The organism is Campylobacter sp. CNRCH_2014_0184h, from assembly GCF_025772985.1.
GTDB lineage: Bacteria > Campylobacterota > Campylobacteria > Campylobacterales > Campylobacteraceae > Campylobacter_D.
In genome coordinates this window covers 100,087-113,296 of the sequence record NZ_JAKMTB010000004.1, presented here as the reverse complement: position 1 = coordinate 113,296, position 13,210 = coordinate 100,087, and the positions used below count along the sequence as shown (strand labels likewise).

Below are 13,210 nucleotides of genomic sequence, written 5' to 3'. Positions count from 1 at the left end.
TTACTTAGATAAAATATCTGCCTTACCATTTATAATAGCAACACAATGCTCATAATGAGCAGCATTTAAACCATCTTTGCTTCCTGCTTCCCAATTACCTTTTAAATGCACTGGCGTGCCATCTTTTTGACATACCATAGGCTCTATGCAAAATACCATGCCATTTTTGATTTTAGGTCCACTTTTTGCACTAGCACCTGGTTCTAAATAATTTGGAATTTCAGGCTCACCATGGGGTTTTTTACCTATACCATGACCACAATAACCCTTCAAAGGCACAAAACCTCTTTTAGCAATAAACTCACCAAGTTCATAAGAAAGCTCTTTAAAACGCATACCCTCTTTGATAATATCTATAGCATAATACAAAGCATCTTTAGCACAAGCAATTAAAGCCTCATCAGTAGCTGAAATTTTACCTATAGGTATAGTCCTTGCTGCATCCCCATAGTATCCATCTATGCAAGTACCTACATCAAGACCTAAAATATCGCCTTCTTTTAAAATACGCTCATCGCCTACACCATGAATGCAAGCTTGATTAAGCGAGATACAAATACTGCCTGGAAAACCATACAAACCTTTAAAAGATGGTTTTGCACCATGATCAAGTATAAATTTTTCTGCTTTGATATCAATTTCTTTTAAACTCATACCTGGAACTATGATAGTTTCTAGATAATCAAGCGTTCTAGCTACAAGCTCATTTGCTTTGCGTAGTTTTTCTATCTCTGCTGGTTTTTTGATTTCTATCATTTATATTTTCCTTAAAATTTTTGAAAATTTAGCATTTATGCGCTTTTAAAAGCTTTAAATTTTTATGTTGTAAATTTATTTTAAATTTATAAAAAAATATTTATAATCATAATATTTTAATTTATTATTTTAAATAGGAGTAAATGAATATGAATCGGACTTTAAATACCCATGGGGGGGGGGGATAGCCTTTCTAAAAATACAAAAGAATGTGAACTTTTAAAAAATTCTCTTAAATTTTCTACTTTAGTTTTAAGTCTTTCTTTAGCTTTTTCATCTACAGAATTAAATGCAGCTGGGGAAGGAATACATGGTCAAGATGGAGCATCTGTTTTAGAAAAAGGTCAAGATGGGGTTAATGGTAGTGCTTCTCAAAACGATATAGAAGAAATTTTTGATATTAAAAACAATAATCAAACCATCGAAATTAATACAAATGAACAAAGTAAAGCAAATGGAACAGCTGGACAAGCTGGGGAAGCTGGTAATAACGGAACAGATGGACAAACCACAGGCTATTCAGGCAATCAACAAATAGATGGATTTAATGGTGGAAAAGGATCTAATGGAAGTCATGGCGGTAATGGTGGTAATGGCTCTAATTTAGGTGATATAAAAATAACAGGTTACATCATCAAAGAAAAAACCAATCTTAGCGATAAAAGCTACACGTTAGTTTTAAAAGGTGCTTCTGGTGGTAATGGAGGTAATGGTGCTGATGGTAAAAACGGTGGTAATGGAGGTAATGGTTCTCACGCTAACTCAGGAGATTACGGAGATAAACCAACGCAAGCATTTGGTGGAAAAGGCGGTAACGCTGGAAATGGTGGAAATGGTGGAAATGGTGGAAATGGTGGAAATGGTGGATCTATAAGCGCTACTTTATTTCAAAACAATGCAAACAATCCATTTGAGCTTTCTGTAAAAGCCATAAATGCAACTGCTACAGGTGGTAATGGTGGTAATGGTGGTAATGGTGGTAATGGTGGTAAAGGAGGATCTGGAGGAAATGGTGGTAATGCCGTATCTGGTGGATATTGCACCCCTTTGCTTGGATGCTCAGCCTATGATGCTTATGGTGGAAATGGTGGTAACGGTGGAAATGGTGGTAACGCTGGAAATGGTGGTAACGCTGGTAGCGCTGGTAGCGCAACCATCACAGCTATAGATATAGATAACAATAACAATGCCATAGTAATGATAGATAATATCAAACTTTCATCTACTGGAGGAAACAAAGGGACTGCTGGCTTGGCTGGAGCTAGTGGAAATGGTGGAAGTCAAGGATGGGGAGGATCCAATACTTCTATAGTCGGAGGAACTCAAGGACGCCCTGGTGCCGCTGGTAGTGGTGGTGCAGGTGGAGCAGGTGGTAGTGGTGGTAATGCCGAAGATGCTAAAGATGCCATTGCTAATGGTATAGATTTAAGCAATAGTACTCTAACTTTAAGCAGCGTAAGCGGTAGTGGTATAACCATAGAAACAAATGCAGCCAATGCTAGCAATAAAGAAGCATTTGGTATCAAAGCAAATAACTCAACTATCATTTTACAAGATAATCTAACCATAACATCAAAAATAGACAATGGTGCAAATTCAAACGATAAAAGAGGTGCAAAATTTGAAAATAGCACTTTAAAATTTGATAACACCAATGGCTACAAAAGCTTTACAACAGACTCTTTAGTATTAACTGGAACTTCAAATACTTTCGATTTTCATATTGATTCAAAAAACAAGCAAGGTAATAAAGTTAGTGCAACAAATCTCACAAAAAGTGGAGATATAAAAATAAATGTCACAGATGATACCTTAGTCCAAGATATAAAAGATGGTGTTTATTCTGATTTAGAGGATAAAAAAACAATAGATATAAATCATGATATTTTCACAGTGACAAATGGAGGATTAAATGGTATAAATGTTAATCTTGAAAATAATGGAGTAGATACTAATGGAGAAAGATATCTCACAGAATATAAAACAAACACCACAGACACTGCTATAAAAGTAGATAGTGTTACCATAGATAAATCAAAAGCTGGAGTTGATGGCAAAGATGGAACAAGCCACAATGTTCAAGTTTTAAATCTAAACGGTGGTAAAACAGCTCTTTACTCTACAAATAACGCCGGAACTAAAGGTGGTGATGGTACAAAAGGAACCGATGCTAAGTTATATGGAGATGGTGGCCATGGCGGAGATGGTGGCCATGGACAAGGTTTTGTCATAAATGGAGTAAATGGCATAAAAGATGGAGAAACTTACACTATCGATAAAGATATTACCATAACAGCCAAAGGTGGAGATGGTGGTAAAGGCGCTGATGGTGGATATGCGGATGGGCCTGATCATAAAAATGGAAGAACACAAGCAGGACACGGAGGAAATGGTGGTAATGGAGGAAGCGTAGAATTGAATGGATTTTACGCTGAAGGAAGAAAAAATATTACTCTAAATTTAAATGCAAATATCACTCTAAATGCAACCGGTGGTAAAGGTGGAGATGGTGGTAAAGGAGCTAGTGGAGATAAAGGTTATGGTGGTGGAAATTTAACCATACTTGATCCAAATAGAGATCAAACAGCTATAGATGGCATAGATGGGACAAAGGGCGAGGATGGAACTGCAAGTGCTTATGGTATACACATAGCAAATGGCTCTATACTCAATCTTTTTTCAGATAAAGATATAACTATTGATGTAAAAGCCAACGGAAAAGATGCTAAAGCTAGTTCACTATATGCTGATAATGCGACTTTAAAAGTTGGAACAAACCTTACCTTAAAAACCACAACTAGTAATGGAGCTAGTGGTAATGGAGCTACATTTAAAGATTCAAGAGTTGATTTCATACATGAAAATGGGGAATACCACACATTAACATCTGATACCATAAAACTAGAAGGTAATAATAATTTTATTTTCAACACAAATTATAAAGAAAACCAAGGAGATAAGCTAAAAGTAGATAAGTTTGAAGTTGATGAAAATACCGGAACTCAAACTGTTTCCATAAGAGATCAAGAAATCAATAAACAATTAGAACAAGGTGGTTTAACATCAGGTAGTTGGAATACAGATATAGTGGTTATAGAGTCAGAAGAAGATTTTGATAGTGGTTTAAAATTTGAGTCTAGCGGAAGTGGAGGAGGATATGACACTATAGACAAAAGATATGGAGTGGAACTCTCAATAAACCAAACCAACAATCAAGTAATAATAGACAAAGTAAGCATAGCAGAAAGCAAACAAGGAGAACATGGTAAAAGTGGTATAGGATATAACTTTGCCAATACCACAGAACTTTCAAAAAACAAATCTTTTAAAGAAGCATTAACATTTAATCAAACCGGAAAAAACGGTGAAAATGGAACAAGCGGTAGCGATGCTTATCTTTATGGAAGTGGTGGAAATGGAGGTCATGGTGGCCATGGAGAAGGATATAGAGTATTTGGATATAACATCAAAAAAGACACAAAAGCGAGTAACTCTATAGTTTTAAATGATATCAATATAGATATAAAAGCTGGTAATGGCGGAAATGGAGGTAATGGCGGAAAAGGTGATGGAGCTGATCATAAATACAATAATGGTAGCGTAAACAAAGTCCAATCTGGTAATGCAGGACATGGCGGTAGAGGTGGAGATGCCATAGGTATAGCTGTTTTAAATCAATCAGGAAAAGAAATAAATATTGATTTAAATGGGGATATTAACATCAAAACTCAAGCTGGAAAAGGTGGCGAAGCCGGCAAAGTTGGAGATATTACTAATGCTACTATTATCAATGAAGATGCTAAGTACCAACAATCTCAAGCAGGAAGTATAGGCTATGATGGGCTTGATGGACTTTCCTATGCAGTAGGATTAGCAGATATTGGAGGCACTCTAAATATAGGCTCTAAGGATGGAAATGTTCACACCATAAAAGTTTCAGCTTCTACCCAAGCAGAAAACAAAGACAATGTTAAAGCTTATTCTATTTACGCAGATGGCTCAAATATAAACTTTTTATCTAGCATTAACTTAGAAACACAGATCAATGATAATGAAGTTGGTAATGGAGCTTACTTTAATAATAGTATTATAAATTTTGGGCACATTGACTTTCCTGTAAATAATACCGATAATACAGTAAAAAATTCAAAATACAACTTCAGAACAGTAACAAGTGATAAATTTACACTAGCTGGAGATAATTCTTTTGGTTTTTACACTGATCTAGCCAACAACACTGGAGATAGCTATGTTATAACAAAAGAAATTGATTTTAAAGCTTTAAATAAACTACACATTAAAATTTTAGACGATGCTAGTGCAGGATTATTTGATGATAAAAATCCTACCACACAAACAATCACTGGAAATCACACACTTATTGATTTAAGTCAAGTTGAAAATAAAAACAAGCTCAATTTAAAAGATTTTATTCTTGCTTCTAATCAAACAGTAGAAAAAGATCATGGCGCTATACGTTACACTATAACACCAAATATCGATCAAAATCAAAGCAATGGAAATATATATATTGATAGATTAGATGTAATCAATAATAACATAAGTTCGTTAGTAGATCCTTCAGAAATTGTTAAAGCTGTAATTGACAATGCATTTTTATTAAACAGAATGCACCTTTTTAATCAAAACCAACTTTCTGAAAGATTTAGATTGCTTAAAGAAAATGAATATTCAAAAGGAGGAATGTGGACACAAGCTTATAATTCACATTTTAATCAGCACACCAATGTTTATAGTCCTAGAGAAATAGACAGTATTTACACAGGAGTAAAATATGGTTTTGATGAAATTATAAATTATCTTAACTTTAACATGATGACCGGTGTTCATCTAGGATATGGAACCTTACATTCTAATCTAGACAAATTAAGCAGTTCTGAAATTAATAATTTTTCAACAGGTATGTACTCTGCAATGTTTTGGAAAAATGGAGTATATCTTGAAGCAGACTTTGCTATAGATCATTACAAAAGCAAAATATCAGCAAATCAGGCAGGAAGTTTTGAAACCAATAGTGCAAAATTCGATAATCTTGCGTATTCTGCTGGTTTTGCACTTGGAAGAAAATTCTATTTACCAAATAATGCATTCTTAGATGCTTATATGGATATTGATTTTACCTATTATCAAGATCACGATGTTAAAACATCTAATGGCATAAGAATGCAACAAGATGATTATAGAAATCTTGGTATTATGGCATCTGTTTTAGTTGGTCAACAATACAATGAAGGAAAATCTATGGTTTATCTAAAAACAGATTTCGGACAATATTTCTCAGATGCCAAAGATCAAGGCAAACTCCAAGATCCATTAACTGGAAATTGGGATTACAAAACAGCAGATTATTCTCATGCTTTTGCCAATGCTATAATAGGATTTAAAGCAAAACCTAGCAATAAAACCGAAATATCTTTTGAGATAAATCGTTACTTTATGGAAGACATGGATGCAAACTATGGTTTTAGAGGAGAATTTAGATATCTATTTAACTAAAAATTCTTGAAGATTTTAAATCTTCAAGAATTAACATACACTTGTAAGATTAGTAGCTAAACCACCTAAGGAAGTTTCTTTGTATTTTGAGTTCATATCCTTGCCGGTTTCATACATAGTTTTTATAACCTCATCAAGACTTACTTTTGGAGTTGATTTTCTACTCATTGCCATTCTAGCAGCTGAAATAGCTTTAATCGCTCCAAAGGCATTTCTTTCTATGCAAGGAATTTGCACTAAACCACTTACTGGATCACAAGTTAATCCTAAATGGTGTTCCATCGCAATTTCAGCAGCATTACAAGCTATCTTTGCATCAAAACCCATCACAGTAGCCATAGCTCCTGCTGCCATAGAACTTGCACTACCAATTTCAGCTTGACAGCCAGCTTCAGCACCACTTATGCTTGCATTTTTCTTATAAAAAGAACCTATTAACATAGCAGTTAGCAAAAAATTAATAGCCTTTTCATCATTAAAACCAACCGTATGGTTTTTAAGATAAAGCATTACAGCAGGCACAACAGCACAAGCTCCATTAGTTGGAGCAGTTACTACTCTAGCTCCACTTGCATTTTCCTCTGCAATAGCAATAGCATATAAAGAAATAAAATCAATAATCCCCAAAGGATCGCTTGTCATAGCCAAACGCTCATTAAGCCCTTTAGCACGGCGCTTTAAGTGCAAATTTCCTGGAAGAAAATCTGAACTTGGATGAATACCATTATAATAAACTTCTTGCATTACTTCCCAAATTTCTAAACAATAAGCTCTAATTTCTTCTTTGGTATGAAATTGAAGCTCATATTCATAAGAAAGTTTTGCTAGATCCCATGATTTTTCTTCACAAATTTTTAAAGCATCGCTTGCATTGTTAACATCAAGTTCTAATTTAGTATGTTTTTGCTCACAAGCTCCATCTTTGTGTTTTTGAAGCTCAGCTTCACTCATAACAAAACCACCACCCACTGAATAATAAATTTCTTCAGCAATGATTTCTCCATTTTCATCATAAGCGCTTACTTTTAACCCATTTTCATGTAAAGGTAAAAAGTCTTTTTCAAAAATCAAATCTTTATCATAATCAAAATTTAATTCTTTTTGAGCATTTAAAACCAAAATTTTATCTTGTAAAATTTTATTAAACACACGATCTTGCAAAGCAGCGTTGAGTTCTTTTGCTCTTAAGCCACTCAAACCCCATATAATAGCCTTATCACTTAAATGGCCTTTACCAGTAAGTGATAAAGAGCCATAAAGTTTGATTTGAATTTTTGTAATTTGTGTGATTTTATCTTTAATCTTTTCACAAAACATATTACCCGCTAGCATTGGCCCTAAAGTGTGAGAAGATGAAGGACCAACACCAACTTTAAATATACTTAAATTACTACTCATTCACTAACACCTTAAAAAGTATAAATTACAGTGATAATTGTCAAAATACCTGTGATAAATACAAATGCATCTAAAGCTTTATTTTGGAATTTTTTCATTTTAGAAACAGTGTAAATTGCAATCATAGGCATTAAGAATAAGATTGCAGCAATAATTGGACCACCTAAGCTTTCAATAAAACCTAAAATGCTTGGATTTACATAAGCAGTAATTAACATAACAATATACATTACTAAAGTAGAATAAACTGCGATTTTTTTCAAATCAGGATTTTCATTGCCTGCTAATTTGCAGCATTTTCTAACTATACCATAAGCACCTTCTCTAGCACCAAAATAATGACCAAAGAATGAACTAGAAATTGCTAAAAATGCGATTAATGGACCACCATAAGAAATAAATGGATTATCAAGCTTATTAGCAAAATAAGAAAGCACAGGTATGTTTTGCGCTCTTGCTTCAGCAAGTTCAGCTGGAGTTAAAGAAAGCACACAAGATACCACAAAAAACATAACAAAAGCAAGTAACATTACAGAAGTTCTAAGTAAAATTTGATTTGCTTTTTGTACTGAATTTTCAGGATATTCTCTTTTTACACTTAGAGAAAAAGTAGAAATAGCCGGTGAGTGATTAAACGAAAACACTAAAACTGGTAAAGTTAGCCACACTATAGTGATAAATTCTTTCGTACCAGGAATAGCACTAAAACTTTCAAATGACCATTGTGGAATAAGATATAAAGAAAATAAAAATAAAATAGCACATAAAGGATACACAAGCCATTCGCATACTTTAGTGATTAATTCTTCACTAAAAAGCATAATAAGCATAAAAATACTTACCAAAACAAAAGCAAAAAGCGCTCTATAAAAAGGAAGTAAATTAGCTATAGTTTTTCCTTGTTCATTAACACTTGTTTGATACATAGCACTAATTGCACTTGCAAAAGAACCATTTGGATCTAAAAGCGGTAAGAATTGATTATAAATAAAACTCTCAAAAGTATTAGTTATACCTACACAATATGCTAAACAAATTGGGAAAATTGCAAAGAAATAAAGCACAGAAATAAAAATACTTACTTTTCTACCAAAATACTCTTCAGCCGCATGAGTAATGTCTTTATCATTACCATTTGCTTGGCATACAAAACGACTTAAAGCCCTATGGCTTAAATACACCATTGGAAAAATAATCAAAGCCATCACAACAACTGGCCAAAAACCACCAACACCCGCCTTAATAGGTAAAAATAAAATCCCCGCACCAACTGCAGTCCCAAAAAGAGAAAGCATCCAACGCGTATCAAAAGAATTCCACTTAAGATTATCCACATTTTCTCCTTGTAAAAAATAATAAAAAAAGCTTTTACCTAAAAAACTTTTTGTATTATTTTACAAATACGCTCTGGAGTAATTTGGCATAATTTTTTTTCTTTCATTTAAAGCAACTGCGGCTTCATTTGCAAAATTTGGATTTCTTAGTAATTTTCTACCATAACAAACCAAATCACACACCCCACCCAAAAGCAAAGCCTCGCCTTCGCTAGCACTATTTATAAGACCTACACAAGATATAGGAATTTTAACAACTTCTTTTAAGGCCTTAGCATAAGGAGCTTGATAAAGTGGTGCTATGTTTGGCACTAAAGAAGGTTTATTGATATTTCCTCCTGCTGAAACATCTAACATATCAATACCTAATTTTTCTAAAATCAAGGCAAGTTTTTTACTATCTTCTAAATTCCAACCACCTTCTTGCCATTCCGTGGCTGAAATTCTTACAAATAAAGCAACATCAACTTCTTTTTTTATGCGCTTAATGATATCACACAAAAGACGTATTCTATTTTCAAAACTACCCCCATATTCATCACCTCTTTGATTTGATAAAGGCGATAAAAACGAGCTAAGCAAATATCCATGAGCACTATGAAGCTCTACTGCATCATAACCTGCTTCTTTAGCTCTTTTAGCACTTTGAATAAATTCTTGCTCAATTTGTAAAATTTCATCTTTGCTTAAAACATGAAGTTTGGAAAATTTTTCACTAAAAGCTATATTGCTTGGGGCTTTTGATATGGCTTCTTTACACGAATTTTTACGGCCACTGTGATTTAGCTGAATGGCAATTTTAGCACCAAAATGATGACAAAGCTCAACAAGCTCTTTATGTCCTTGAATTTGAAAATCTCCCCAAAGACCAATATCATTATCAGCTATTTTTGCATTTTCATTAATCGCACAAGCTTGAACTATGATAAGCCCAACACCACCCAAAGCTCTGGCTCCATAATGTATCAGGTGAAATTGATTAATCTTACCATCTAAAACTTGTGTTTCATACATATCCATAGGGGGCATTACAATGCGATTTTTTACATAAAAATTTCCAATCTTTAGCTCACTTAAAAGTAAAGACATAATACCCCTTGAAATATTTTTATATTACTATAATAGAAAAAAATTAATTTTTCTTAAAATACATTGTATTTTTAATTGATATTGTAAAATTTAATAATTAATTATCAAAAAAATATTTTTTGAATATATTTTTTTATCTTAATAATAATATTTCAAATGTTAATTTTTCTATTTTTTGTCAAAGAAAATGAAAATTTAAAATAAAAAAGTGTAAAAACCACACATTTTAATCAAATAAGCTTTTCTCAAAACACTTTAGCATAAAGCTTTTGCGGTGCAAGGGAGAATAACCAAATGCTTTAATCTTTTCTATATGAGCTTTTGTGCCATAACCTTTGTGTTTATCAAAATCATAATGATTATATAATTTAGAAAAATAACACATTTTTTGATCACGACTTACCTTGGCTAATATACTAGCTGCCGAAACTTCTTGTACTTTCATATCAGCTTTAATCATGGTTTTTATACCTAAAACTCCATAATTTAAATTTCCATCATATAAAATCTCATCTTGGTTAAAATGTTTTTTGATGATTTTTAAAGCCAGCTGTAAACACTGACTAAGCCCTAAAGTATCAATCTGCAAAGGCGAAAAAGCAAGGATTAAAAAATTTGAGCTAGAAAGAATTTGCCCATATAATTCTTCTCTTTTTTTTGCGCTTAATTTTTTAGAATCAGCCAAACCATCAATATTTTTTAAAAGCTTGCAAGCTCCTATGTGCATATCTCCAGCCAAAGCCCCGCGTCCAGCCTCATCTACTCCAACTAAAGCCATTATCTTTCCTTTATAATGCTATATTTTTCTACTAAATTTTCTAAAGAATAATTCATATTAGCAGGAGAGCTTGAAGGGAGTTCAAAAAATTCTTGCTCAGGATAAAATTTAGCAAAATATTTACTTGCAACTTTACCTAATACACAAATTTTTTCTATATTTGCCTTATCTAAAATCATATTTATATCATTTGCTTTAGCATAAGAAATAGTTTTATCATCTGAATTTTTTATCTTACAACTTGCTATAACATCCCAAAGTGCTATATGATTTGCTTTTAAAAAAGCTTTTTGAACTTGTACTGTTTTTAACTCACACTCAAATAATATTTCAAAAATACGCCAAAAACGATTTTTGCTATGTTGATAATAAAAATTTTCTTCTCTTGATTTAATAGATGGAAAAGAACCTAGTATTAAAACTTTTGAGTTTTCATCAAAAAAAGGTTTGAAAGGATGAGTTAGAATTTGCATATTAGACCTTGATAAAAATAAAATATTTTATCATTTTTATCAAGGTTTTTAAAATTATCCTAAAAATTCGCGTTTGAAGTATTCTTTTGGAGCTTTACACAAAGGACAGGCATTTGGTGCTTTTTTACCACGGTGTATATGCCCACAAACTTCACAAACCCATAATTCTTCTACTTCTGAGTTAAAGAAATCTTCTTCTTCAAGCATTTTTTTAAGCGCTAGATATTCTCTTTCATGTTCAATTTCTACTTTACCTATAGCTGTAAATAATCTTGCTATATTTCTTTTGCCCTCATCTTCTGCGATTTTTGCAAAATTTGGATACATAGTAGTATGCTCATAGTTTTCGCCCTCTGCTGCGCAGATTAAATTTTTAGCAGTTTCTTCTAAAGCTTTACCATCTACTAATTCATGATAAGCTTTAAATTCAGCTCTTGCGTGCCATTTTTCATTTTCTGCAGCTTCTCTAAAATGTTTTGCAATAGCATGCCAACCTTCTTCTTGAGCAATATCTGCAAATAAATCATATTTATTTCTTGCCATAGATTCTCCAGCAAAAGCTTTCATTAAATTTACAGCTGTTAAATCTTTAGTAATACACTCCATTTCTTGACCACAGCAACTAAGCTTTCCACCACCTACATTTTGTACTTCTACTTCATTGCCACATTTTTGGCATTTATAACTTTCATATTGTTTCATTTAATATCCTTGTGATTAATTAAGTAAGATTTTTATTGAAAAATCCACCCAAATGTTATTTTAGCATTTGGGTGTTAAAGGTTTTAGTATTTTAAGAAATATTCTTGGATTTTCTTAGGATCACTTGTTTTAGTTAGGGCAAGCATTAATAACACTCTAGCTTTTTGAGGACTCATATCACCTGTATCAATGAAACCAAGTTTTGCATCAGCATCACTTACTGCAACTCTACCAGCTACTACGCGTGAGCTTACTGCTACATTAAGACCTTTTTTAAGCAATTCTTTTAAAACATCTTTTTGATAATCATGAATACTACCAGCACCTGTTCCAGCTACAACTATACCTTTGGTTCCATTTTCAAACAAAGCTTTTGCTGCAACACCGCTACCATCATTTGCATAACTATAAAGAATATCTACTTTTGGTAATTCTTTTAGTTTGCTAACATCAAATGGAGATTTTTTGGTGTGTAATTTTGTATTAGTATTATAGAAAAATGCTTTTCCATCTACTATATAACCCATATCACCCATATCTGGTGAACTAAATGCATTTACATTTAAACTATGAGTTTTCATAACGCCTCTAGCACTTTGAATTCTATCATTCATAGCCACCATTACGCCTTTATTTTTTGCTTGAGGATTTGCTGCTAATGCCACAGCGTTGTAAAGATTTTTAGGACCATCTGCACTAATTGCAGTTGATGGGCGCATTGCACCAACCAAAACAACAGGCTTATCGCTTTTTACGGTTAAATTTAGGAAATATGCAGTTTCTTCCATAGTATCAGTACCATGAGTAATTACAACTCCATCTACATCAGATTTTAAAAGTCTATTAACTTCTTTAGCAAGTTTTAGCCAAATTTCATTTGTCATATCTTTGCTATCAATATTAGCAATTTGATCTCCGCTAATTACTGCCAAATCTTGAATTTGAGGTACTGCCTTAATCAAAGCATCAACCCCCAAAACTCCAGCTGTATAACCTGTAGTAGCTACTGAACTATCAATCGAACCAGCGATAGTTCCACCTGTAGCTAAAATTGCAACTTTTGGTTTTGCTTCCAAAATTCCTGCTCCTAAACTTAGTGCCATAGCTGCACACATTAACATTTTTTTCATGTTAGTCCTTTCATTAGAAATGATAAAGATTAT

General features: G+C 33.0%; 9 protein-coding genes. 1 reads left to right on the top strand and 8 read right to left on the bottom strand.

Annotation, left to right across the window (positions count from 1 at the left end; genetic code table 11):
• Complete coding sequence (gene map / locus L8X36_RS05390; protein ID WP_263682904.1) at positions 1–756, bottom strand: type I methionyl aminopeptidase; 756 nt, start codon at positions 754–756, stop codon at positions 1–3.
• A gap of 171 nt (positions 757–927) precedes the next feature.
• Between map and L8X36_RS05385 the strand changes: the two genes are divergently transcribed.
• Positions 928–6,273: a hypothetical protein gene (locus L8X36_RS05385; RefSeq protein ID WP_263682902.1), complete on the top strand. Its 5,346-nt coding sequence runs from the start codon at positions 928–930 to the stop codon at positions 6,271–6,273.
• Between the two features lie 30 nt (positions 6,274–6,303).
• Here the strand turns inward: L8X36_RS05385 and L8X36_RS05380 are convergent, their stop codons facing one another.
• The 7 genes from L8X36_RS05380 to L8X36_RS05350 form a co-directional block, all read right to left on the bottom strand.
• A complete protein-coding gene (locus tag L8X36_RS05380; RefSeq protein WP_263682900.1) occupies positions 6,304–7,671 on the bottom strand; it encodes an L-serine ammonia-lyase in 1,368 nt (455 codons plus the stop codon).
• An 11-nt stretch (positions 7,672–7,682) separates the two neighbouring features.
• Positions 7,683–8,966, bottom strand: coding sequence for an aromatic amino acid transport family protein (locus L8X36_RS05375; RefSeq protein WP_412175027.1), 1,284 nt, complete (start codon positions 8,964–8,966; stop codon positions 7,683–7,685).
• Positions 8,967–9,065: 99 nt separating this feature from the next.
• The gene (locus L8X36_RS05370) at positions 9,066–10,094 is read right to left on the bottom strand and encodes a tRNA-dihydrouridine synthase (protein WP_263682896.1); all 1,029 of its coding nucleotides are present in this window, start codon (positions 10,092–10,094) and stop codon (positions 9,066–9,068) included.
• Positions 10,095–10,320: 226 nt separating this feature from the next.
• On the bottom strand, positions 10,321–10,872 hold the full coding sequence (locus L8X36_RS05365) for a ribonuclease HII (protein WP_263682895.1): 552 nt from the start codon (positions 10,870–10,872) through the stop codon (positions 10,321–10,323).
• The gene (locus L8X36_RS05360; protein ID WP_263679246.1) at positions 10,872–11,345 is read right to left on the bottom strand and encodes a DNA-deoxyinosine glycosylase; all 474 of its coding nucleotides are present in this window, start codon (positions 11,343–11,345) and stop codon (positions 10,872–10,874) included. Before L8X36_RS05360 ends, L8X36_RS05365 begins: the two co-directional genes overlap by 1 nt.
• Before the next feature lie 54 nt (positions 11,346–11,399).
• A complete protein-coding gene (locus L8X36_RS05355) occupies positions 11,400–12,047 on the bottom strand; it encodes a ferritin family protein (protein WP_012660833.1) in 648 nt (215 codons plus the stop codon).
• Between the two features lie 83 nt (positions 12,048–12,130).
• Complete coding sequence (locus L8X36_RS05350) at positions 12,131–13,162, bottom strand: type II asparaginase (RefSeq protein WP_256374651.1); 1,032 nt, start codon at positions 13,160–13,162, stop codon at positions 12,131–12,133.
• Positions 13,163–13,210 lie beyond the last annotated feature (48 nt).